Source organism: Burkholderia sp. SIMBA_062 (assembly GCF_046534765.1).
Taxonomy (GTDB): domain Bacteria; phylum Pseudomonadota; class Gammaproteobacteria; order Burkholderiales; family Burkholderiaceae; genus Burkholderia; species Burkholderia ambifaria.
This window is the reverse complement of sequence record NZ_JAWRYD010000003.1, coordinates 22548-44896: the sequence shown is the minus strand read 5'-3', so window position 1 is coordinate 44896 and position 22349 is coordinate 22548. Positions and strand designations below refer to the sequence as shown.

The window sequence follows — 22349 nt, the reverse complement described above, 5'->3', positions numbered from 1 at the left end:
AGATGGTAGTCGATATCGCGGAATGGCTCGCGTCCCGGATCCGGATTCGCACGAATGCGAAAGGCGAAAAAATCCGGCCCATTGTTCGCGTCTGTGTCGGAAATCGAGTAGACGATGGTGGTCGGATATCGCCGGCTGCTCACGAAGCGGTGCACTCACAACGCCGCCATTCGTGCGAACATTAACCCTCTATCCGACCACCAAACCCGAGACCGTCGTGATCCGATCGAATCCCGAAGGCAATCCGCAATCCGGTCATCCGCCGTGGATGTCCGTCGCGCTGGCCGAGCTGGGCATCCGCCGTTTCCCGCCCGGCAGCATCAATCCGCGCATCGTCGAATACAACAACCACACGAATCTCGTCGGCTACGACGACAAGATTTCGTGGTGCTCGTCGTTCGTCAACTGGTGTATGACGCACGCCGGCATCCGTGGCACGGGCTCGGCGCTCGCGCGCTCGTGGCTCGAGTGGGGTCGGCCGCTGGCGCGCCCGGTGTACGGCTGCATCGCGATCCTGACGCGCGACGATCCCGCGAGCTGGAAGGGTCACGTCGGGTTCTATCTGCGTCATGACGACGAGCACGTGCATCTGTTCGGCGGCAATCAGCTGGACGAGGTGCGCGAACTCGCGTATCCGCTGAGCGAGGTGATCGGATACCGGTGGCCCGACGCCGGCTGATCGCGCCGCCGGCCCTGCACCCCGTACATCCACGGGCCACGGGCCGGGGGCGCGGGGCGGCAGCGGTCAGTCCTTCGCGGCGGCGACGGCGGCCACGGCTTGCGTGTCCGTCCCGCCCGCCGCATCGTTCCTGCTCCACCCGCCGCCAAGCGACCGATACAACGCGACCGCGGCCAGCGCATGCTCGCGCCTCACCTGATTGAGCGCATCCGAGTCCCGCAGATAGACCTCCTGCGCGGACAGCACATCCAGAAAATCCGTCGCGCCGCCCTTGTAGAGCTGATTCGCCAGCCCGAGCGCCTTGCCCGACGCCGCGAGCGCACTGTCGAGCCGCCGTGCCGCTTCATCGCTGCTGACGAGGTTCGCGCGCGCATCCTCGACTTCCCGCAGCGCCTGCAGCATCGTCTGCCGCAAACCGAGTTCCGACTCGCGCATCCGGCTTTCGCTCTGCGTGATGTCGGCCGTGATCCGCCCCGCGTTGAAGATCGGGCTGGTCGCGCTCAGCGCAGCGCTGAACAGGTTGTCGGTCAGCGTCGGCAAGCCGAGATACGACGCGGCAAGAATCCCGTCCGCCAGGTTCAGCGAGAACTTCGGATACCGCTCGGCCTTCGCGACACCGACCTGCGCCGCGCGCCGTTCGACCTGCGCGTAAGCGGTGAGCACGTCGGGCCTTCGCAGCAGCGCCTGCGAAGGCAGCGTGCTGGGCGAGCCGGCCGGCGGCGCGGGAATCGCGCCGGCCTGCGCGAGCACGAGCCGGTCGACCGACTCGGGCGTGCGGCCCGAGTACACGGCGATCAGGTTGAGCTGATGCGCGATCTGCGCGTGCGTCGGCGGAATTCGCGCTTCGAGCGCATCGAGCTGGTTCTGCGCGCGCGTGACGTCGAGTTCGGTCGACAACCCGAACGCCTGGCGCTTGCGCGTGAGCTCGAGCGCATGCCGACGGATCGCCGCGTTGTCCTGCAGGAGCTTCAGTTCCTGCTGCGCCCAGCGCAGGTCGACGTACGCGGACGCCGCATCGGCCGCGAGCGCGAGCCGCATCGCATCTTCCGCATGCTGTTGTCCGACCAACTCGGCTTGCGCGGCGAGCAGGTCGAGCCGTTCGCCGCCGAACACGTCCGGCGACCAGCTCAGCGCGAGCCCGATGCCGGCCTGCCGCACGTAGCCGAGCGGCGGCGGCGTGTTCTGGCGCGCGTCGGACGCACGCGCTGTCGCGTCGAGTTCGGGCAGCAGCGCCGCGCGCTTCTGCACGGTCAGCGCCTGCGCCTGCTTCACGCGCTCGGTGGCGGCCTGCAGATCGAGGTTGCCGTCGAGTACGGTCGCGATCAGCCGGTCGAGCACGGGATCGTGGAACCGCGCCCACCACGCGGCGGCGTCGATGTCCGCGCGCGGCACGTCGGTGTCCCACGCGACGGGCGCGAGCGATTGAACGGAATCGTGCAGCGCGGGATGCTGCGCGGGCTGCACCGCGCAGCCGGCGGCGAACGCGCTGACGGCCAGCGCGACGAGTAGTTTTTTCAAGACGATGACCTCGGCTTCAGTGCGCGTCCGGCGGCGGCGCGTTCAGGGTAATGGGACGGGAAAACGCGACGGCGATCAGCGCGACGATGAAGCATAGCGACAGCGCGTAGTACGCATCGGCGTAGGTGAGCGTCAGCGCTTCGCGATAGATCAGGCGGTGCAGGTTCGCGAGGCCGGCCTGGGCGGTATCCAGCGTGTTGCCGGCCACCGAGGTCCAGTACGCGGCCTGGCGATCGAGCAGCGACGCCACCTGCGGCGCGCCGGCGCTCACGTGCTCGTTCAGGCGCAGGTAGTGAAAGTTCAGCCGGTCGTTGAGCATCGTCGCGCTCACCGCGATGCCGATCGCGCCGCCGAGGTTGCGCATCAGGTTGAACAGGCCGCTCGCCGATTTCAGCCGCGACTGCGGCAGCGAGCCCAACGCCATCGTCACGATCGGCGGCACGCTGAACTGCTGGCCGATGCCGCGCAGCGCCTGCGGCAGCAGCAGCTCCCGCCAGCCCCAGTCATGCGTGATCGGCGTGTACAGGTAGCAGCCGAGGCCGAAGCAGACGAGCCCGAACACGAGCAGCGCGCGCATGCTGAAGTAGCGCGCGGCGAACGCATACGCGCAGAGCGCGAGCAGCTGGAACGCGCCGACCGACAGCAACGCGATGCCGATCTGCAGCGAACTGAACGCACGCACCTGCGACAGGAACAGCGGCGTGAGGAACACCGTCACGAAGATGCCGATGCCCGTCACGAACGACAGCAGGCTGCCGATCCCGAAGTTGCGCACGGCGAGCGCGCGCAGGTCGACGACCGGATCGTCCGCGGTCAGCGCGTGCACGATGAACAGGAAGCCGCAGATGCCGGAGATCCACGCGCAGATCACGATCGCGTCGTCGCTGAACCAGTTCTTGCGCGGGCCTTCCTCCAGCACGTATTCGAGGCAGCCGAGGAAGCCCGACATCAGCGCGATGCCGAGATAGTCGCCGCGCTTGAGCAGGCTCGGGTCGGGTTCGTCGATATGCACGTAGCGCGGCACCAGCACGGCCACGGCGATGCCCGGCACGAGGTTCAGGTAGAACAGCCAGTGCCACGACCATTGATCGGTGATCCAGCCGCCGATCACCGGCCCGATCGCCGGCGCGAGCGACGCGAGCGCGCCGATCGTCGTCGACGCGATCAGCCGCTGCCTGCCCGGGAACAGCACGAACGCGGTCGTGAACACGGTCGGGATCATCGCGGCGCCGAGCGCGCCCTGCAGCCCGCGGAACAGGATCATCGAGTTGATGTCCCACGCGAGCCCGCACAGCATGCTCGTGATCGTGAAGCCGACGGCCGACGCGACGAACAGCCAGCGCGTCGACATCACCTTCGACAGCCAGCCCGACATCGGGATCACGATGATCTCGGCGATCAGGTAGGCCGTCTGCACCCACGACAGCTCGTCCTGGCTGGCGGACAGGCCGCCGCCGATGTCGCGCAGCGACGACGCGACGATCTGGATGTCGAGCGTCGCCATGAAGAAGCCGACGCACATCAACGCGAACGCGAAGACGCGCTGCTTCGTCGGTTGCGACGCGGGGTCGCCGGAAAACGCGGTGGTCATGGTCGGCTCCCGTTCAGTTCGCGTGGTCGGTGTGCACGATCACGGCCGCGGACAGGCCGGGGCGCAGCACGTGCTCGATGCCCGGCTGCGGATCGAGATGCACGCGCACCGGCACGCGCTGGACGATCTTCGTGAAGTTGCCGGTCGCATTCTCGGGCGGCAGCACGCTGAAGGTCGCGCCGGTTGCAGGCGCAAGGCTGTCGACGCGGCCGTGCAGGCGCGTGCTCGACGCATCGAGCGTGACGTCGACGCGATCGCCCGCGCGCATCTTGCGCAGTTGGTCCTCCTTGAAGTTCGCGTCGATCCACAGGCCGGAGGCCGGCACGACCGTCAGCAGCGGCACGCCGACATTCGCGAGCATCCCGACGCGGCTCGTGCGATTGCCGACGTAACCGTCGACCGGCGCGCGGATCGTCGTGTACTCGACATTGAGCGCCGCGACGCGTTGCGCGGCGAGCGCCGTGTTCACGCGGGCCCGCGCATCGGCGAGCTGCGCGCCGAGCACGTCGAGCTGCCGCTTCGATGCGAGCAGCGCGGCGTCGCTGCGGGCGACGGCCGCATCCGCCTTCGAATAATCGGCATCCGCGCGCTCGACGATCTGGTTCGACACCGCATCGGATTTGACGAGCTCGCGGTAGCGCACGCGGTCGGACGACGCGCGCGTGAGCTCGGCCGACGACGCATTGCGGTCCGCCGCGTGCTGGCCGATCACCGCGTATTGCAGCTGCTGCTTCGCTTCGAGTTCCGTCACCGCGGCGCGCGCGCCGTCGACTTCCGCGTCGGCCTGCGCGAGCTTCGCATCGTAGTCGCGCGCATCGAGCTTCACGAGCACGTCGCCGGCCTTCACGCGCTGGTTGTCGGTCACGAGGATCTTGTCGACGAAGCCGTTCACCTTCGGCGCGAGCACTGTGACGTCGCCGCCGACATACGCATCGTCGGTGCTTTCCTGGAAGCGCAGCACGAACAGCCAGTCGAGCGCGGCCGCGGCCACGACGACGACCACGGCGCCCACCGCGATGCGCATCCACGGCACGCGGCGCTGCTGCTTCGCGGGCCGGTCGATTGTGGCTGCTTCGCGGGAAGCAGCGGCTTGGGTCGTTTCCATCGAGTCACCTATGTATATGCACTTATCAAAACGATCGACGACGTCGCATCGATCGGGAAAGGGCGCTAGCGGTCCGGCAGGTTGTGCGTGATCCGAAACAATTCGTCTCTGAGGCGGGCCGCCCGGGCCGACCCGAACCGCTGCTCGAACGCTTGCTGCGCGGCGAGCCAGTGCACATGCGCGTCGGCGATCCTGGCTTCGCCGTGCTCGGTCAGCACGAACGTCTGGCGGCGGCAGCGCGGCTCCATCCGGCCCGTGACGAGCGCCGCGCCGATCAGCGGCTTGAGCGCGCGCAGGAGCGCGGTGCGCTCGATCACCAGCACCGCCGACAGCGTCGCCATCGTCAGGCCGGGGCGCTCCCGCAGCAGCGCGAGAATGCTGTACTGCGACGGCGTGACGCCCGCCCGCGACAGATAGCGTTCGTAGAACTGCGAGATTCGCCGCGCGGCCTGCCGGATCGCGAAGCAATCGTCGTCGGTGAGGGTGGTCGTGTGCATGTGCACATATTAGGTGCCGAGGCGGCCCGAAGCGAGGGGCGGGACGCGATCAGATTGGTGTCGTGGCTGTACCAATCGGCGGCCGGACGGCGCGTTTTCGCGCCGGATCAGGCGGCGGCGGGAACAATCCGGCCGTCGTGGTCGCAGTACGCGGCCGTGTAGTCGATGAACGCCTTGACCTTCGCGGGCAGCAGCGCGCGGTTCGCGTAAGCGAGCTTGATCTCCACGAACGCGTCGACCAGATCGGCGCCTTCGAGCAGCTGTACGAGCGCGCCCGACGCGAGTTCGGCCTCGACGAGCGTTCTCGGCACGACGCCGATGCCGAAGTCGTGCATCACCATTTCACGGTTGAAGACGGGGCTGTTCGACGAGATGTCGAAGCTCAACGGCACGGTCAGCGTGTCGCCGTCGACGCGAAACGTCAGCGCGGGCCGGCGCAGCGACGGCGACATCGGCACGAACGCATGCTCGGCGAGCGCGGCCGGCGTCTCCGGGCGCGGATGCGCGCGCAGATACGCGGGCGTCGCAACGATCACCACCGGAATGCGTTCGACGAGGCGCACCACGGTCGTCTCGCTCGTCAGCATGTACGGCACGACGATGCCGATGTCATAGCCTTCGCTGACGAGATCGACCGGGCGCTCGGTCAGCGTGACGTCGAGACGCACCTTCGGATGCGCGGCCTTGAAGCCGGCGATCAGCGGCACGAGCCGGTTCAGCGCGGCCGTCGTGTGCGCGACGAGGCGCAGCAGCCCCTCCGGTTCGCGCGTGTGCGACTGCGCCTGCGCTTCCAGCGAGTCGAGTTCGTCGAGCACGGCCGCGCAGCGCTCGTAGATGCGCTCGGCGGTTTCGGTCAGCGAGACCTGGCGCGTGGTCCGGTGCAGCAGGCGGCTGCCGAAGCGCGCCTCGAGATCCGCGACCGCCCGCGACACGACCGGCCGCGCGAGGCCGTGCATGTCGGCGGCGCGCGTGAAGCTGCGCATTTCCACCACCGACCGGAAGATCCGCAGCTTGTCGATGTAGTCCATGTTCGTCTCCTCGCGGCGATGGCGGCGCGGTGAAGGCGGCCGGCCCGGCCATGTTACGGCGGAGTGTACATTGACTTTATGCATATGCACATATAAATTGCCGATCATGAACGATATCCAGATCGCCGATGCCTGCAATTGCCTCGCGCTGCGTCAGGCGGCGCGCTTCGTCACGCAACTCTACGAGCGGCATCTGGCCCCGGTCGGTGTCACGCCCGCGCAGTTCTCGATCATGGCGAACCTGTCGCGCCGGCCCGGCCTGGTGATGAGCGAGCTTGCCGACACGCTGGTGATGGACCGCACCACGCTGTTGCGCGCGCTCAAGCCGCTGCAGCGCGACGGATTCGTCGCCGCGGCCGCGGCCGAGCATGACGCACGCGCGCATGCGCTCAGCCTGACAAAGCTCGGCGAGCGCACTTACGCGCAGGCGAAAGTCGCGTGGCAGGCCGCGCAGGACGAGTTCGACACGCAGTTCGGCCGCGACCGGGCCAAGGCGCTGCGCGACGAACTGTTCAGCCTGACGGCGCAGCGATAGCCGCAACGCGCGGTAGTATGACAAAAGCGATCCGGGCCCGCCGGACGAGACACGAGGAGTACCCCCATGCTGCAGTTGAGCGAGCGCGACGACGCGATGTTGCGCGGCGCATTCGGCGACGGCGTCGCGCGCGCGATGCGGATCGTCACGCGCACGGCCGAGGTCATGTCGGCGCCGCACCTGATCGACATCACGTCCGCGCATATCGACGGCTGCCTTTACCACGGCCGGACGAGCCTCGACTTCGTCGAGTACTTCGTCGACACCGGCGCGCAAGTCGCGGTGCCGACCACGCTGAACGTCGGGTCGCTCGACCTGATCCATCCCGAGCTGTATCACGGCGACCGCACGATCGAGCGCGACGCCCGGCGGCTGATGGATGCGCATCTGCAGCTCGGCTGCGAATCGAGCTTCACGTGCGCGCCGTATCAGCTGAAGCATCGTCCGCGCGTGGGCGAGCAGATCGCGTGGGCCGAATCCAATGCGATCGTGTTCGCGAATTCGGTGCTCGGCGCGCGCACCAGCCGCTATGGCGACTTTCTCGATCTGGCCGCCGCGATCACGGGGCGTGCGCCGTATGCGGGCCTGCACGTCGAATCGAATCGCGCGGCGCGGATCGTATTCAACGCGCCGGCGTTCGGCAACCGGCCGTCGCGCGACATCTATTTCGCGGCGCTCGGCTTGCTGATCGGCAGGATCGCGGGCGCGATCGTCCCTGCCATCGTCGGGCTGCCCACGGACACCACCGAAGACGAACTCAAGGCGCTCGGCGCGGCCGCCGCATCGAGCGGGGCCGTCGCGCTGTTCCATGCGGTGGGCGTCACACCCGAGGCGCCGACGCTCGACGCCGCGTTGCACGGACAGGCGGCGCAGCGAACGGTCGATGTCGCGATGGCCGACCTCGACGAGATTCGCCGCACGCTGAATCATGGCGCGGCCGGCGATGCGCTCGTCGCGGTCGCGCTCGGCACGCCGCATTTTTCGCTCGCCGAATTCCGCACGCTCGACGCGCTGCTCGATCAGTTCGACGGCAAGCCGAAGTGCGATTTCTACGTGAACACGAGCCGCTTCATCCTCTGGGAGCTGGGCGAGCTCGGGCTCGCCGGCAAATTCGACGCGCGCGGCGTCCAGATCGTCGTCGACACCTGCACGTACATCACGCCGGTGATGAAACAGCTGTCGGGCCTGGTGATGACCAACTCGGCGAAGTGGGCGTCGTATGCGCCCGCGAACATCGGGGTGACGGTTGCGTACGGCAGCATGCGCGAGTGTGTGCGCTCCGCGTTCGAGGGAAAGGTGCGATTCGATGACTGAAGCAACGATGAGGCAACTGACGGGCGACACGCTCGTGCCGGGCAGCGCCTGCGCGCACACGATCGTGCTCGACAAGCCGCTCAGCTTCTGGGGCGGCTACGACTCCGCCGCGGGGCGGATCGTCGATCGCGGGCATCCGCAGGCCGGCGCGAGCCTGTCCGGCCGGATCATGGTGATGCCGCACGCGAAGGGCTCGAGTTCGAGCAGCAGCGTGCTCGCGGAAGCGGTGCGCAACGGCACGGGGCCGGTCGGGATCGTGCTGAAGGAGCGTGACCTGATCATCTCGATAGGCGCGATCGTGGCGGCGGAGCTCTATGCGATCGCGGTGCCGGTGATCTGCGTGACGGACGACGTGTATGACGCGATTGTCGCGGCGACCGGCGACGTGCGGATCGATGCAGTCGAAGGCGATGGCGGCGCGCGGATCGACGTCGGCAGCTGACCTTCCGCTTACTCGCGTGCCGGGTCGCCGGCCGCTTCCCGGTATGCACTTGGCGTCTGCCCGGCCCACCGTCGGAATGCGCGCGTGAAATTCGCCGGGTCGGTGAATTGCAGCCGCTCGGCGATCGTCTTCAGGTCGAGGTCCGAGGCCGCGAGCAACTGCTTCGCATCGCGAAACCGCGCTTCGTCGAGCAGTTGCCGGTAGCTCGAGCCGGCTTCCTCGAGCCGGCGCCGCAACGTGCGCGTCGACACGAGCAGCGCGTCGGCGAGCGCCTCCGGGCTCGAATAGTCGCCGGCCGTGCGCGCCAGTTCCGCGCGCACGCGCTCGACCAGATCGCCTTCCTCCTGGCGCACCTGCGCATACTCGCGCTCGACCTGCACGAGCGCCTGCCGGTGTGCGACTTCGTCGGCGAGCGGCAGCGGCCAGTCGAGCACGTCGCGCGCGATCCACAGCGCATTCGCCGCGCAGCCGAATTCGACCGGCGGCAACGGGTCGCGATAACGCGCGAAATAGTCGGGCTCCGGCCACGCGAAGCGCAGCGCGATCGGCGGCGACGCGCGCCCGGACCACTGCGAGATATTCTGCGCGAGCCCCGTCAGCACGAACTCGAACATCACGTGATGCTGCAGCGCGGGGCTCGCCTGCACGCCGTGCAGTTCGAGCGTTGCGCCGTGTTCGTCCTCCGCGTAGGTCAGACGATATTGCCGATTGCGCATCCGGAAGTAGCGCTGCGTGACGACCAGCGCGTCGCGGATGTCCCGCGCGGTCAACGTCGCATAGCCGAGGAAGCCGTGCACGGTCGGCTTCAGCAGCAGCCCGAACGCGAGCCCGATGCCCGGATCGCCGCCGATCTCGATCGCGTTCAGCACGAGCCGGCCCCATTGCGACGGCGCGACGCGCGCGTCCGGTTCGGCCAACACCGCATCGCGCAGCCCGGTGCCTGCGCGCACCGCGGCCAGATCGACGCCGCGCGCGGCCAGCGCCTGCAGCAGCAGGCGCGGATAGGCGACCGGAATCGTCGGCCGGCGGAGCCCGAGGTGATCCTTGCGTGACGGGGAGGTCATGTCGATTTGGCCGGAAATGACAAGCATTATGGCTGTTTGCCCCCTCACGTTCAAGGCGGCGCGCGCCTACGATGACACCCATCGCTTACGGCAGACTCATCATGACGACTCCCTTTCCCCACCTGCTCGCCCCGCTCGACCTCGGCTTCACCACGCTGAAGAATCGCGTGTTGATGGGCTCCATGCACACGGGCCTCGAGGACAGCCGCAAGACGCTGCCGCGGCTCGCCGACTATTTCGCCGAACGGGCGCGCGGCGGCGTCGGCCTGATCGTGACCGGCGGTTTCGCGCCGAACGTGGCCGGCTGGACCAAGCCGTTCGGCGGCACGCTGATGACGTCCGCCGGCGCGCGGCGCCATCGCGTGATCACCGACGCCGTGCATGCGGACGACGGCAAGATCGCGCTGCAGATCCTGCATACCGGCCGCTACGGCTACCACCCGTTCGCGGTCGCGCCGTCGAAGATCAAGTCGCCGATCTCGCCGTTCGCGCCGCATGAACTCAGCGCGCGCGGCGTCGAGCGGCAGATCCGTGCGTTCGTCCGCTGCGCGCAGCTCGCGCGCGAGGCCGGCTACGACGGCGTCGAGATCATGGGCTCCGAGGGCTACCTGATCAACCAGTTCATCTCGATGCATACGAACAAGCGCGGCGACCAGTGGGGCGGTTCGTATGAAAACCGGATCCGCCTGCCGATCGAGATCATCGAGCGCACGCGCGAAGCGGTCGGGCGCGACTTCATCCTGATCTACCGGCTGTCGATGCTCGACCTGATTCCGGACGGCAGCGACTGGAGCGAGACCGTGCAGCTTGCGAAGGCCGTCGAGCGCGCGGGCGCGACCATCATCAACACGGGGATCGGCTGGCACGAGGCGCGCGTGCCGACGATCGCGACGTCGGTGCCGCGCGGCGCGTTCGCGTGGGTGACCAGGAAGATGAAGGGCGAAGTCGGCATCCCGCTCGTGACGACCAACCGGATCAACCGGCCCGAAGTGGCCGAGCAGATTCTCGCGGACGGCTGCGCGGACATGGTGTCGATGGCGCGTCCGCTGCTCGCGGATGCCGAGTTCGTCGTCAAGGCCGCGCAGGGCCGCGCCGACGAGATCAACACCTGCATCGGCTGCAACCAGGCGTGTCTCGACCACGCGTTCAAGAACAAGATCGCGTCATGCCTGCTGAACCCGCGCGCGTGCCACGAGACGGAGCTGGTCTACGCGCGGGTGCGGCAGCCGAAGCGCATCGCGGTCGTCGGGGCGGGGCCGGCCGGGCTCGCGTGCTCGACCGTGCTCGCGCAGCGCGGCCACCACGTCGACCTGTTCGACGCAGCCGCGGAGATCGGCGGCCAGTTCAACATGGCGAAGCGGATCCCGGGCAAGGAAGAGTTTGACGAAGCGCTGCGCTACTTCGGCCGCCAGGTCGAGCTGACCGGGGTGAACCTGCATCTGAACCGCCGCGTCGACGCGAGCGACCTGATCGCGGGCGGCTATGACGAGATCGTGCTCGCCACCGGCGTGGCGCCGCGCGACCCGAAGATTCCCGGGCAGAACGGGCCGAACGTGCTCAGCTATATCGACGTGCTCGCCGGCAGGCGGCCGGTCGGCCGGCGTGTCGCGGTGGTCGGCGCGGGCGGCATCGGCTTCGATGTCGCCGAGTATCTGGTGCAGGACGGCGAGTCGCCGACGCTCGATCTGGAAGAGTGGAAAGCGGAGTGGGGCGTGACCGATCCGGCCGCGACGCGCGGCGGCGTGACGCGCGCGCAGGTCGCGGCGCCCGCGCGCGAAGTGACGCTGCTGCAACGCAAGGCCGCGCCGCTCGGCAAGGGGCTCGGCAAGACGACCGGCTGGATTCACCGCGCGACGCTGAAGATGAAGCAGGTGAAGATGATCGGCGGCGTGAACTACGAATTGATCGATGCGCGCGGGTTGCACGTGTCGTATGGCGAGCAGCGTACCGATCACGAACTGATCGAAGCCGACACGATCGTGCTGTGCGCGGGGCAGGAACCGCAGCGCGCGCTGCTGGCGCCGCTGCAGGCAGCCGGACGGTCGGTGCATCTGATCGGCGGCGCGGAACTGGCGGCCGAACTCGATGCGAAGCGTGCGATCGATCAGGGTTCGCGTCTCGCCGCGCGGCTGTAACGGGCCATCGTTCCGGGTATCGGGACGGCGTGCGTCGCGCGGCGATGCGCTGCCTGCGCGACGGCTCGCGGTTTTCCGCCTCGTGACTCGCCAGGCCGGCGCGCACCGACAGCGTGGAACCGATGTGCCGCGTCGCCATGCGACGCGATTCCGGCACGCTGCCGTCTGCCGCCGGCCCGCGTGTGTCATGCCGCTTCGGCCCGTTCCTCCTCCTCCGCTTCCAGCATCGCCTTGACGATCAGGTAGACGGCCGGCAGGTCGTCGTCGTCGCGACGCCAGTCGACCGGCTCCTCGACGTCCGCCGCGACCAGCCGGCTGTCGCGCAGGCGGATGAACGCGTCGACGACGGTCGGATCGTTGCGGCTCAGGAAACCGGCGTTCGAGAACGCGAGTTCCTCGACGTTCAGCAGCGCCTGCCAGCTCATCGTGCGGACGGCGGCCGGATGCGTGCGGCGTCGCAGGCCGAGCGCGCGCTGCGCAGGGCCGCCGACGACACGCTGCAGATCGACGACCGCCCGCTGCGCGGCACGCTCGAAGTGGCCGGGGTTGAAACCGGGTTGCTCGGGATCGAATGCGGATGACTGGAACATGGTCGCCTCACAAAAGTCCGTCCGTCATGGGTGACGGAATTCGGGTCAAATGGTGCAAAAGCACTGTAAATATATACAGTGTTCAACGCGGTTTCAAGCCCTGAATGAACACGCGTGTGCCGCGGCCTGTTTCGGACGATGGGAAGTGCGGTTGCGTCCGTGCCGCACGCGATTCATACCGACGCGGCGATCGTCTCGCGCAACCACCGATGCGCGGGATCGCGATGCACGCGTTCGTGCCACAGCATCGACATCTCGTAGCCGGGGACGTCGACCGGCGCTTCCACGACGCGTAATGCGGGCGTGTTGCGGACCAGCCGCTCCGGCAGCATGGCAACGAGATCGGTGCTGGCGACGGCCGACATCACGAACAGGAAATGCGGAACCGACAGCACGACGCGCCGCGCGGCGCCCGCTTTCGCGAGCGCTTCGTCCGTCACGCCGAAGAAGCCGCCGCCGTCGGGCGACACGATCACGTGTTCCAGCGCGCCGAACTGCGCGAGCGTGGGGCGCCGCTTCAGCTTCGGATGACCGGCGCGGCCGACCAGCACGTATCGCTCGACGAACAGCGGCAGGCGCCGCATGCCTTGCGGCGATCCTTCGGTCGTATGGAACGCCAGGTCGATGCCGTTTCGCTCCGCGTCCTGCTCGATGCGTGGCGGCACGAGTTCGACGACGGCGAGCCGCGCAGCGGGGGCGGCCGAACGCAGCGTGTTCAGCGCGGGCAGCACGATCGTCGATTCGCCATAGTCGGTGGCGGCTACGCGCCACGTGTTCGTCGCGGTTGCCGGATCGAACGGCGTCGCCGTCAGCACCGCCCGCTCGAGCGCGTCGAGCGCTTCCCGCAGCGGCTCGCGCAGCGTTTCGGCGCGTGCGGTCGGCCGCATCCCGCGCGGCCCCGGCAGCAGCAGCGGATCGCCGAACAGGTCGCGCAGTTTCTGCAACTGCACGCTGACCGACGGCTGCGACATGTTCAGTTTTTCAGCCGCCCGCGTGACGTTGTGCTCGGCGAGCAGCACGTCGAGCGTGACGAGCAGGTTCAGGTCGAGTCGTCTGAGATTGTTCATGGCTATACCTGGAATATCAGGAATTCATTTCTAATATAGCGTTGGCGGCGGCATCCTGCAGTCATTCAATCAACGGAGCAGTGAACATGAACGTGCTGATCGTCTATGCCCATCCCGAACCACGTTCGCTGAACGGCGCGTTGCGGGATTTCGCGGTCGAGCATCTCGAAGCCGCCGGCCATGCCGTGCAGGTGACTGATCTGTACGCGATGAACTGGAAGGCCGCGTTCGACGCGCATGACGTGACCGACCGTGCGCCCGACGCACGCTTCGATCCCGCGCTCGATTCGAAGCGTGCGTTCGAGACGGGCACGCAGCGCGACGACATCGCGCGCGAACAGGACAAGCTGAAGTGGGCCGACGCGGTGATCCTGCAGTTTCCGCTGTGGTGGTTCTCGATGCCGGCGATCATGAAGGGCTGGGTCGAGCGTGTGTATGCGTACGGCTTCGCGTACGGCGTCGGCGAGCATTCCGACCAGCATTGGGGTGACCGCTACGGCGAAGGCTCGCTGGCGGGCAAGCGTGCGATGGTGATCGTCACGACGGGCGGCTGGGAGTCGCACTACAGCGCGCGCGGCATCAACGGGCCGATCGACGACGTGCTGTTTCCGATCCAGCACGGGATCCTGTATTACCCGGGGTTCGACGTGCTGCCGCCGTTCGTGATCTACCGGACGGGACGGATGAACGACGTGCGCTTCGACGAAACGCGCGCGGCGCTCGGCAAGCGTCTCGACGAACTGTGGACCGCACGGCCGATTCCGTTCCGGCGGCAGAATGCAGGGGACTACGAAATTCCGGCGCTGACGCTGAAGGCCGGGATCGCGCCGGAGAAGGTGGGGTTTGCGGCGCACCTCGCGCACGAGCAGTGACGTGTGCGATCACGGCCGGTCGATGCGCCGCTCGATGCGCAGGCGGCCCGGCGGTTCGAAGTGGGTGCCGAAGCGCACGAGTCCCGTGTTCTTCAGGTGGCATGTCATTTCGAAGCTGACCAGGATGCCGGGATCGCGGTTGTCGACGATCCCGACCTCGATCGAACGGATGCGCGGCTCGTATTTCAGTAGCGTGACTTCCATCTGCTGCTTGAGCAAATGCGCCGACGCGGGCAATGCCTTGTAGATGTTCGTGAGGTCGGGCAAACCGTAGTCGGGCAGATGCTTGAGCGCGCCGGCCCGCGTATTGAGAATGCGGCGCACGTTCTGCTGCACGCTCAGGCATTCGAGCGTCCGGTCGTCGTAGGCGCCGATCGGCTCGCCGCCGACCTGGCCGAGCAGCATGTCGTAGAGGGAGGGGCCGGCGGTCATGGGTGGTTCGGTTGCTCGATGCGAGCATCGATCGTGGCCGGGGCATCGATGAAATCGATCGTCAACGCACCTTCCAGGCCGGTCGACAGCACGATGTGTCGCGGCGTGACACCCGTTGCCATCCGGGCAAGCAGTTCACGGGACACGACGGGCAGCACGCGCTGGTTCAGGAACGCATCGACGCCGCGTGCGCCGGATTCCCGCGACACGCAGTGCTGCGCGATCGATTCGATGAGATCGTCCCCACACGTGAGCGTGACGGCGTGTTGCCGATGCAGGCGTTCGGCAGTCTTGTCCACTTTGATCCGCACGATCGATGCAAGCGCCGCGGCATCGAGCGGCCGATAGACGAGCGTCTGGAAGCGTGCGAGCAGCGCCGGCTGAAAATGCGCGACCAGCTGCGGATGAATGGCTTCGCGCAATGCGACCTGCGTGATCGACGCGTTTTCGGCCGTCGCATCGTCGATCTGCGCACTGCCGAGATTGGACGTCATCACGATCACGCAGTTGCGGAAGTCGATCTCGCGCCCTTCGCCGTCGCGCATCGTGCCGCGGTCGAACACCTGATAGAAGATGTCGAGCACATCGCGGTGCGCTTTCTCGACCTCGTCGAGCAGTACGACGCTGTACGGGCGCTGGCGTATCGCTTCGGTCAGCACGCCGCCGCGTCCATAGCCGACGTAACCGGGCGGCGAACCCTTGAGTTGCGACACCGTGTGCGCTTCCTGGTACTCCGACAGATTGATCGTCGTCAGCGCGGCTTCACCGCCGAAGAGCACGTCGGCGAGCGCTAGCGCCGTCTCGGTCTTGCCGACGCCGGACGGCCCGGCGAGCAGGAATACGCCGAGCGGCGCGTGCTCGCTTTTCAGGCCGGCCTTGGCGGTGCGCAGGCTCTCCGCCAATGCGCCGATCGCATCGTCCTGTCCGACCACGCGTGTCGCGAGCGTCGACTCGAGCGCGAGCAGGCTTCGCAGTTCGTCCTCGACGAGGTTGCCGACCGGTACGCCCGTCCATTCGGCGACGACACGCGCGATGGACGGCGCGTCGACGTCGGCGGCAATCATCGGCGACTTGCGTTGAACGGCCGACAACGCGTCGAGCGCATCCGAGACGGCGGCCGGATCGGCCGATCGATTCGTCGTGTCGCGAAGGGAATGCACGACGCCGACGAGTTCGCGTTCGCGCGTGTACTGATCCAGCAGCCTGTCGGCGGCTTCGCGCGCGGTGTCGTGTTCCGTGCCGATCGACGCACGCCGTTCGGCGACAGCCGCGATCCCTGCGTAGAGGTCCGCGTCGAGCGCGGCGCGCTCCAGTTCGAGCGCCGCCAGCGTCGCACGCGCCTGTTGCAGTTCCGCGGGCGGCACGTCGAGCGACATGCGCACGCGCGCGGCGGCCGTGTCGATCAGGTCGACGGCCTTGTCCGGCAACTGTCGCGCGGGAATATAGCGGCGCGACAACCGCACGGCCGCGACGATCGCTTCGTCGCGGATATGCACGCCGTGATGCTTCGCATAGCGGCTCGCGAGCCCGCGCAGCATCAGGCAGGCGGAATCGTCGTCCGGTTCGTCGACCTTGATGACCTGAAAGCGCCGTTCGAGCGCGGCGTCGCGCTCGAAATATTCCTTGTACTCGGCCCACGTGGTGGCCGCGATCGTGCGCAACTCGCCGCGCGCGAGCGCCGGCTTGAGCAGGTTGGCCGCGTCGGCGCCGCCTGCCGCGTTGCCTGCGCCGATCAACGTATGGGCTTCGTCGATGAACAGCAGGATCGGTGTTTCGGATGCTCGCACTTCGTCGATCACGTTCTTCAGGCGTTGCTCGAATTCGCCTTTGACGCCCGCACCGGCCTGCAACAAGCCGAGATCGAGCGTCAGGATGCGCGTGTCGCGGATCGTTTCCGGAACGTCGCTTTCGACCACACGCAGCGCAAGCCCTTCGACGAGTGCGGTCTTGCCGACGCCCGGCTCGCCGACCAGGATCGGATTGTTCTTGCGGCGGCGCGCGAGCACGTCGATCATCTGCCGGATCTCCCGGTCGCGGCCGAATACCGGGTCGATTTCGCCTCTACGCGCCTTTTCGGTCAGATCGAGCGCAAAGCGTGCGAGTGCATCGCCGTCGATCGCGCGCGGCGGCACGTGGGGCGTGTGCGGTGAGGCGTTGCCGGTGGCGGCCCCGGTCGTTGTTCCGTCGGCGCGCGAACTGTCGACTGGGTCGGCCGCCCGTTTCGATACCGTTTCGTCGAATACGTTTTCGCACGAGCGCCGCCCGAGCCGGGGCAGCACGCGTCGGATCTGCGCACTGGAAACCGACAGCAGCGGCCATGCGCGCTGGGTGCGCAGCACATGCGGTGCGTCGACGATGGCCTGTAGCAGATGCCCGGAGCGAATGGCGCCGTCGGGGTCGTCGGACACCGCCTGCGCCCACGCATCCTCCAGCACCGTGGCGAGTTGCCGAGACAGCGCCGGCATGCCGCGCAACGTGCGTGGCATGCGGTCGATCACGTCGATCATCGCATCCCAGACGGCGTCGATGTCGAGGTCGTAGTGGCGCAGCAGCGCGGGAATGTCGCCGTCGTCGGCTTCGATCAGCTTCAGCACCCAGTGCTCGACCGCGATTTCGTCCGCGAGCCGGGTCTGGCAAAGATTCGCCGCGGCTTCGAGTGCGCGCGTGCAGTGGGGATTGAGACGGCGAATGAGATGGGAAGCGTCCCGGAGCGGCGGCGTCATGTCGATAGCGGATCAGGAAGGGAAGGGAAGAGGGCGAGCGCGCGGAAGAGCGGAATCCCGCCGCGCAAGCGCGACGGATTCCGCCAACCGTTCAATCCATCAGGAACGTTCGTTCCACGTGTCCTTGTGGATGATGTTGCCGTCCTTGTACGACCACGTGATCGTCTCGTAACGCAGTTCGACGTCTTCGAGATGGTTGTGCTTCTCGTAGTCCGGGTTCTTGATGTCGAGCATCTTCGGCTTCACCGCGACGATCTTCACGTTGTCGAGCTTCGTGTTGAAGTATTCCTTTTCCTTGCCCGCATCATCGATCCGGTACCACTTGATCTCGACCGACTTCAGCGTCTGCCCGCTCGTCACGGCCTTGTACAGGTACGGCGTCGACGCGTCGGTCTCCTTCGTCAGCGTGATCGGCTTGTGCACGCGCGTGCCGGTCAGCTTGCCCGTATTGCCGTCGGTCGGAATGTGCACGCCGTGATCGAACGCAACCAGTTCGACGCTACCTTCGCGATCCTGGACGGTTACCGAACCCTTGATGTCCGCGCCACCGTCGTCCTTGAGCCACATGTAGGCCGGAATTGCCATTTGTTCACTCCTTCTTCTTCGTACTGCGAATCGCCGGAACCGGATTCCGGCGCTGATAAACCCGGGGCGGTTGCCCCGGGAACCCAAACGCGTGTTACTTCGCGGCGCTGCTCGGGACGGCAGGCACCGGTGTATCGGGCACGAGCGTGATCTCGACCCGACGATTCTTCGCCCGCCCTTCCGGCGTGGCGTTGTCGGCAACCGGCCGCGTATCGCCGTAGCCCTGGATCGCGAACCGTGTCGGCGGGATGCCGGACGCTTCGACGAGCCAGTCGCGTACGGCCGACGCGCGATCGATCGACAGCTTCAGATTGCGATCGGGCCGACCCTGATCGTCCGCGTAGCCGGCGACGAGCACGCGTTTGTCCGGATGGGCCTTGATTAGTTCGAGCGCATCGACCATCGCGCGCGTGGTGCCCGTTCGGAGCCTTGCCTTGCCGCTGTCGAACAGCGACATGCTGTCCAGCGTGACGACGGCCGGCGGCGGCGGGGGCGGTTCGTACGACGCGATTGCGTCGTTGAGGACGGGCAGCAGCGGTGCGCCGCGATAGGTGCCGAACGACAGCCGGAGCGGCACGCCGACACGTGCGTACCGGTCGAGCTGATCGCGGTCCGACGCAAGGATGCGGAGCGCGTCGCGCTTGGCCGCGTCGTGCGTGGCGGGGATTCGGTTGTAGCGTTCCAGATCTTCGCCGATGCGGGCCATGAGCGCATCGTTGTTCCTGGCGGCGGCGTAGATGGCCACGACCGCCGCGCAGGCAACGATCGCAATCGCATGCGCGATGGCGGCGATGCGCGGCGATCGCCACGCGCGGCGCGGCATCGCATCGATCAGCGGTTGCGGCAACGGCCAGGGAAGCGGCGACGCAGGCAATGCGGCCGGCGTGATACCTGTCAGCGCGCGCACTTCACGTTCCCATGGTTTGCCGGGACCGGACGCCGGGCCATGATCGATCCAGCCGGCGCCGAGCAGTGGCCAGGGCGATGCGGGCTGACGTCGGTCCGTCAGCGTGTCGAACACGAGACGGCGGGTCCATCCGACGATCGATGCGACGCCGGCGGCGCGGGCCGCGGCTGCCGGACTTGCATCGGCATGGAGTGCGTCCGATTCGGCCGCCTCGATTGCGGTGTCGAAGCCGTGCAGATTCGCGATTGCCGAGCCGGTCGACATGCCGTACCACTGCGCCGCCGATGCGCCGGCAGTCGGCTTCGTCGCCACGCTTGTGCCCGACAGTTGCTGATAGATGGCGACATAGCCCGGCAGCGACGTCCCCAGCATGCGGCACGCGTCCGCAACAGCTTGCCGGATCACGCGCAGCGACTGCGATAGCGTGTCGTCGTTCGCATGAAGGCCCGGCGCGACCGCCAGCACGACACAATCGGGTGCATGGCCGTCCCGCCATTGGCGGACGGCGACGGCAAGCCGGGCGAGATCCTGCGGGCGATCGGCGCGCAACCAGATTGCGCCGTCGCCGAGGTGCACGAAACGTGCGCGCGCCGTATCGCGATCGAACAACGCGGACAGGCCGTCGCCGGTGACGAGCGCGAGCGGCATTCTCGTGCGCAGCGTGACGGGCAGGTCGGCGGTCGCCGCGCCGAGTTGTGCAATCACGTGCACGTTCCGTTCTCGGGCACGCGCCAGCCGGCGCGAATGCAGCCAGACGATCAGCGCGGAAAGTGCGACGACGATCGCCATCCATCCCCACATGACGCCGCGCTCGACGGGTACAACCCATCCGACGACGGCCAGAGCCAGTGCCGCGGACAGCGTCACGACCGTCCGGAGCGGATAGCCCAGGCCCGACAACGCCGCGCGTGCCGCGTTGGAATCGGCGCGGGTTGCCGCCGTTGGGAGTGGGGTGCCCGAACTCACGGCCGTTTCGCTTTCTGGACGAGTTGGGCCAGTTCGGCATCGAGAATCCGATCCCACGCGAACCAGACGAGTATCGCGATGACGCATGCCGCGCCCGCGACCGCCCATGGCGACACATGCCTGAACCGGTCGAGCAGTCGCGTGTTGGAGCGATCGGTGACGAACGCCGGGCGGACCGCAGGGCGCAGTCGATCGATCTGCGCAACCAGCGCGGCGATCAGTGCCTGACGTTTCGCCTCACCGTCATGGGGGCCTGCGGACGGCCCCGAGCGAGCGGCATACCGGCCATGGAATCCCAGGCCGAGAATGGCCGCATAGCATTCGAGCAGGTCGACGTTCGGCGCGGGTTCGCGCATCCGGTAGTCGAGCCGCTCGTAAATGCGCGTGCCGGCGTCGTGAGTGCCGAACCGGTCGACCTGCAACGGCGTGGATTCCCAGTTCGCCTTGTCGGAAGCCGGCAGGTGCCGCAGTGCGGTTTCGTCGATCAGCCCGCACTGGGCGACGATGGCGTCGTCCCGTACGTCCGCGGCAATGCCCTGCGCATCGAGTGCGGCCGCGAACTGTGCGACCAGCAGGCGGCACTGCTCACGCAGGCTTGCGGCGTTGTCGACCTGGCCGCCGTTCGACAGGTGAGTGACGAGCAATGCGGTATCGCGCAGCAGCGCGCGCATCGAAGATGGATGTGCATGACCGGATGACGGATCGCGCGCAAGCAGTGCGGTTTCGTGACGCAGGGAGGTGACGGCATTCATCAGCGCAGCACCGCATAAAGTTCGAGCGACGCGTCGGGAATCGACGCGGGCAGATAGATCTGGCAAGCGCGCGCGGCGAGCATCCGCGCATGCGCGGCGTCGTGCGCATCGAGCGCGAAATAGTGGTTGTCCAGCCGGACCGGTATGGCGCCGGGCACCCGCTGCACGGCTTTGAGCGGAATGCCCGCCACGGCGGAATTGACGATGTGCTCGACGTCGTCCGGCGCGCCGATCTTGCAGAGGCGCGGAAACTGTTCGACCAGCTTGAACGCCGGCAGCGCGGCATTGACGGACAGATACCAGTCCGCGGCGTCTTCGACGATGCGCTCGTCGCGGAACTGGCCGGCCCAGGTCGTCGGCGTCGTATGCGAGAGCCCGATCGAGACGACGCGTGACGGGATGATCGCGTCGAGCAGATCGCGGATCAGCGATTCGAGCGCTGCGAACACGTCAGGGGCGCTCGCGTGGTCGTAGGGCGGAATGTCGGTCAGCGACACGCGCGTCGAGAACGTGATCAGCGAGCCGGCCAACTGGGCGAGCACCTGGTACAGGCGATCGGTCGGCTGCCCCGGATGCGACGCGAGGAACCGCAGTTGCGGCCACGCCTGGTGAATGCAATGCAGGAGCCAGAAGAGCTGGACGTCGGCGACGCCGTACTCGGCCACCTGCTCGATGCGCTCGCTGCGGCGCGCCCCGAGGAGCGCGCTTTTGGCGGCGAGGATGTCGGCAATCCGCCGAATGCGTTCGATATGCAGCGTGTGACCGGATAGCGCAAGACAGGGCGGGACGTATCGGCGATCGATCTGGAATTGCCCGCTCGTCGTGCGCGTCAGGCGCGCGATCGCGCATACCGTGTCGTCCGCATGCGATTCGAAGCCGAACAGCAACCGGACGGCGTGACGCTCGGCGGCAATTTCGGTTTCGGCCGAGCCGTTCAGGTCCGTCACCTTGACGAACTCGCGATACGCGCGACGCGGGCGGGCCAGCGCCGTTTCGTCGAAACGGCAGTTGCTGCCGTTCGCGTCGGGTAGCGCGAGCGCGGCGAGTACGTCGACGGTCTGGGTGTCCGCGGGAATTTCGCTGACGAGGTCGCGCGCTGGCGGCAACGCGTCGGCGACGGTCGTGTCGATCGGCGTGCCGTCAGGGAAACGCAATTGCAGCCGCGCGAGCTTCAGGCGGCCGGAGGACAGTGCCTCCTCGTCTATGTCGACGTTCAGCGTTCCCCATGGCGATACGGCGACAGCCGACGCCAGTTGTTGCAGCGCAAACCCGGTCCAGCGCTCCTGCTGCTGGAAATGCTGCTGCGTAAGAATCAGCCCTTCATGCCAGAGCGGTTTGTCGATCCGCATGGTGTGGTCAATACCGATGTAGGAATTATGAGGCGCCGATTCTAACAATCGTTTTATGATTTCGTATACCCGTAATTGGGCGATTCGTTGACGAATGTTTCATTTATATCGAGATATGAATGTAAATGATTGTGAAATTGTGTGGGTGGATGAGGTTTGCGAAGCAGCAGAATCGTTGTGCGCGGTTTTTATCGAGAT

The 22349-nt window shown here is 67.3% G+C and carries 20 protein-coding genes; 6 read left to right on the top strand and 14 right to left on the bottom strand.

The features are described 5' to 3' along the window. Positions 1-268 precede the first annotated feature (268 nt). Positions 269-679, top strand: coding sequence for a TIGR02594 family protein (locus SB786_RS03550; protein WP_410726452.1), 411 nt, complete (start codon positions 269-271; stop codon positions 677-679). A 66-nt stretch (positions 680-745) separates the two neighbouring features. Here the strand turns inward: SB786_RS03550 and SB786_RS03545 are convergent, their stop codons facing one another. The 5 genes from SB786_RS03545 to SB786_RS03525 form a co-directional block, all read right to left on the bottom strand. After that, entirely contained in the window at positions 746-2197 is a 1452-nt protein-coding gene (locus tag SB786_RS03545) for an efflux transporter outer membrane subunit (RefSeq protein ID WP_410726221.1), read from the bottom strand. Between the two features lie 16 nt (positions 2198-2213). Continuing rightward, a complete protein-coding gene (locus tag SB786_RS03540; RefSeq protein ID WP_410726220.1) occupies positions 2214-3788 on the bottom strand; it encodes a DHA2 family efflux MFS transporter permease subunit in 1575 nt (524 codons plus the stop codon). 13 nt (positions 3789-3801) lie between these two features. Further along, positions 3802-4893 (bottom strand): HlyD family secretion protein, encoded by a 1092-nt coding sequence (locus SB786_RS03535; protein WP_410726219.1) that lies wholly within the window; start codon positions 4891-4893, stop codon positions 3802-3804. 65 nt (positions 4894-4958) lie between these two features. Then, complete coding sequence (locus SB786_RS03530; RefSeq protein ID WP_410726218.1) at positions 4959-5390, bottom strand: MarR family winged helix-turn-helix transcriptional regulator; 432 nt, start codon at positions 5388-5390, stop codon at positions 4959-4961. A 107-nt stretch (positions 5391-5497) separates the two neighbouring features. Beyond that, complete coding sequence (locus SB786_RS03525; protein ID WP_410726217.1) at positions 5498-6418, bottom strand: LysR family transcriptional regulator; 921 nt, start codon at positions 6416-6418, stop codon at positions 5498-5500. Positions 6419-6524: 106 nt separating this feature from the next. Here SB786_RS03525 and SB786_RS03520 point away from each other — a divergent pair, with 106 nt between their 5' ends. The 3 genes from SB786_RS03520 (at position 6525) to SB786_RS03510 (ending at position 8709) form a co-directional block, all read left to right on the top strand. Beyond that, positions 6525-6953 (top strand): MarR family winged helix-turn-helix transcriptional regulator, encoded by a 429-nt coding sequence (locus SB786_RS03520; protein ID WP_410726216.1) that lies wholly within the window; start codon positions 6525-6527, stop codon positions 6951-6953. A 66-nt stretch (positions 6954-7019) separates the two neighbouring features. Next, positions 7020-8267 carry an aconitase X gene (locus SB786_RS03515; protein WP_410726215.1) on the top strand — a complete coding sequence of 416 codons (1248 nt, stop codon included), beginning with the start codon at positions 7020-7022 and terminating at the stop codon, positions 8265-8267. Then, positions 8260-8709 (top strand): aconitase X swivel domain-containing protein, encoded by a 450-nt coding sequence (locus tag SB786_RS03510; protein WP_410726214.1) that lies wholly within the window; start codon positions 8260-8262, stop codon positions 8707-8709. Before SB786_RS03515 ends, SB786_RS03510 begins: the two co-directional genes overlap by 8 nt. Before the next feature lie 8 nt (positions 8710-8717). Here SB786_RS03510 and SB786_RS03505 read toward each other — a convergent pair whose 3' ends face one another. Beyond that, positions 8718-9800, bottom strand: coding sequence for an AraC family transcriptional regulator ligand-binding domain-containing protein (locus SB786_RS03505; protein ID WP_410726213.1), 1083 nt, complete (start codon positions 9798-9800; stop codon positions 8718-8720). A 74-nt stretch (positions 9801-9874) separates the two neighbouring features. Between SB786_RS03505 and SB786_RS03500 the strand changes: the two genes are divergently transcribed. Then, positions 9875-11908 (top strand): FAD-dependent oxidoreductase, encoded by a 2034-nt coding sequence (locus SB786_RS03500; RefSeq protein ID WP_410726212.1) that lies wholly within the window; start codon positions 9875-9877, stop codon positions 11906-11908. A 185-nt stretch (positions 11909-12093) separates the two neighbouring features. Here SB786_RS03500 and SB786_RS03495 read toward each other — a convergent pair whose 3' ends face one another. Together SB786_RS03495 and SB786_RS03490 are read right to left on the bottom strand one after the other, a co-directional pair. Next, complete coding sequence (locus tag SB786_RS03495) at positions 12094-12498, bottom strand: DUF2471 family protein (protein WP_006750278.1); 405 nt, start codon at positions 12496-12498, stop codon at positions 12094-12096. A gap of 173 nt (positions 12499-12671) precedes the next feature. After that, positions 12672-13565, bottom strand: coding sequence for a LysR family transcriptional regulator (locus SB786_RS03490; RefSeq protein ID WP_410726211.1), 894 nt, complete (start codon positions 13563-13565; stop codon positions 12672-12674). Positions 13566-13651: 86 nt separating this feature from the next. Between SB786_RS03490 and SB786_RS03485 the strand changes: the two genes are divergently transcribed. After that, positions 13652-14437: an NAD(P)H-dependent oxidoreductase gene (locus tag SB786_RS03485; protein WP_410726210.1), complete on the top strand. Its 786-nt coding sequence runs from the start codon at positions 13652-13654 to the stop codon at positions 14435-14437. 9 nt (positions 14438-14446) lie between these two features. Here the strand turns inward: SB786_RS03485 and tssE are convergent, their stop codons facing one another. From tssE to tssK, 6 genes are all read right to left on the bottom strand, one after another. Next, complete coding sequence (tssE, locus tag SB786_RS03480; RefSeq protein ID WP_410726209.1) at positions 14447-14869, bottom strand: type VI secretion system baseplate subunit TssE; 423 nt, start codon at positions 14867-14869, stop codon at positions 14447-14449. Then, positions 14866-17592: a type VI secretion system ATPase TssH gene (gene tssH / locus SB786_RS03475; RefSeq protein WP_410726208.1), complete on the bottom strand. Its 2727-nt coding sequence runs from the start codon at positions 17590-17592 to the stop codon at positions 14866-14868. The genes tssE and tssH overlap by 4 nt, the downstream gene beginning before the upstream one ends. A gap of 99 nt (positions 17593-17691) precedes the next feature. Continuing rightward, the gene (locus SB786_RS03470) at positions 17692-18177 is read right to left on the bottom strand and encodes an Hcp family type VI secretion system effector (RefSeq protein ID WP_006750272.1); all 486 of its coding nucleotides are present in this window, start codon (positions 18175-18177) and stop codon (positions 17692-17694) included. Positions 18178-18271: 94 nt separating this feature from the next. After that, on the bottom strand, positions 18272-20050 hold the full coding sequence (locus SB786_RS03465; RefSeq protein WP_410726207.1) for an OmpA family protein: 1779 nt from the start codon (positions 20048-20050) through the stop codon (positions 18272-18274). Beyond that, positions 20047-20802: a DotU family type IV/VI secretion system protein gene (locus SB786_RS03460; RefSeq protein ID WP_410726451.1), complete on the bottom strand. Its 756-nt coding sequence runs from the start codon at positions 20800-20802 to the stop codon at positions 20047-20049. Before SB786_RS03460 ends, SB786_RS03465 begins: the two co-directional genes overlap by 4 nt. Continuing rightward, on the bottom strand, positions 20802-22151 hold the full coding sequence (gene tssK, locus SB786_RS03455) for a type VI secretion system baseplate subunit TssK (protein WP_410726206.1): 1350 nt from the start codon (positions 22149-22151) through the stop codon (positions 20802-20804). The genes SB786_RS03460 and tssK overlap by 1 nt, the downstream gene beginning before the upstream one ends. Positions 22152-22349: the final 198 nt, after the last annotated feature.

Excerpts from the sequence above, each read along its gene's own strand:
- SB786_RS03550 (WP_410726452.1), top strand. The coding sequence starts at position 269 with ATGTCCGTCGCGCTGGCCGAGCTGGGCATCCGCCGTTTCCCGCCCGGC.
- SB786_RS03540 (WP_410726220.1), bottom strand. The coding sequence starts at position 3,788 with ATGACCACCGCGTTTTCCGGCGACCCCGCGTCGCAACCGACGAAGCAG.
- SB786_RS03535 (WP_410726219.1), bottom strand. The coding sequence starts at position 4,893 with ATGGAAACGACCCAAGCCGCTGCTTCCCGCGAAGCAGCCACAATCGAC.
- SB786_RS03530 (WP_410726218.1), bottom strand. The coding sequence starts at position 5,390 with ATGCACACGACCACCCTCACCGACGACGATTGCTTCGCGATCCGGCAG.
- SB786_RS03525 (WP_410726217.1), bottom strand. The coding sequence starts at position 6,418 with ATGGACTACATCGACAAGCTGCGGATCTTCCGGTCGGTGGTGGAAATG.
- SB786_RS03520 (WP_410726216.1), top strand. The coding sequence starts at position 6,525 with ATGAACGATATCCAGATCGCCGATGCCTGCAATTGCCTCGCGCTGCGT.
- SB786_RS03515 (WP_410726215.1), top strand. The coding sequence starts at position 7,020 with ATGCTGCAGTTGAGCGAGCGCGACGACGCGATGTTGCGCGGCGCATTC.
- SB786_RS03510 (WP_410726214.1), top strand. The coding sequence starts at position 8,260 with ATGACTGAAGCAACGATGAGGCAACTGACGGGCGACACGCTCGTGCCG.
- SB786_RS03505 (WP_410726213.1), bottom strand. The coding sequence starts at position 9,800 with ATGCTTGTCATTTCCGGCCAAATCGACATGACCTCCCCGTCACGCAAG.
- SB786_RS03500 (WP_410726212.1), top strand. The coding sequence starts at position 9,875 with ATGACGACTCCCTTTCCCCACCTGCTCGCCCCGCTCGACCTCGGCTTC.
- SB786_RS03495 (WP_006750278.1), bottom strand. The coding sequence starts at position 12,498 with ATGTTCCAGTCATCCGCATTCGATCCCGAGCAACCCGGTTTCAACCCC.
- SB786_RS03490 (WP_410726211.1), bottom strand. The coding sequence starts at position 13,565 with ATGAACAATCTCAGACGACTCGACCTGAACCTGCTCGTCACGCTCGAC.
- SB786_RS03485 (WP_410726210.1), top strand. The coding sequence starts at position 13,652 with ATGAACGTGCTGATCGTCTATGCCCATCCCGAACCACGTTCGCTGAAC.
- tssE (WP_410726209.1), bottom strand. The coding sequence starts at position 14,869 with ATGACCGCCGGCCCCTCCCTCTACGACATGCTGCTCGGCCAGGTCGGC.
- tssH (WP_410726208.1), bottom strand. The coding sequence starts at position 17,592 with ATGACGCCGCCGCTCCGGGACGCTTCCCATCTCATTCGCCGTCTCAAT.
- SB786_RS03470 (WP_006750272.1), bottom strand. The coding sequence starts at position 18,177 with ATGGCAATTCCGGCCTACATGTGGCTCAAGGACGACGGTGGCGCGGAC.
- SB786_RS03460 (WP_410726451.1), bottom strand. The coding sequence starts at position 20,802 with ATGAATGCCGTCACCTCCCTGCGTCACGAAACCGCACTGCTTGCGCGC.
- tssK (WP_410726206.1), bottom strand. The coding sequence starts at position 22,151 with ATGCGGATCGACAAACCGCTCTGGCATGAAGGGCTGATTCTTACGCAG.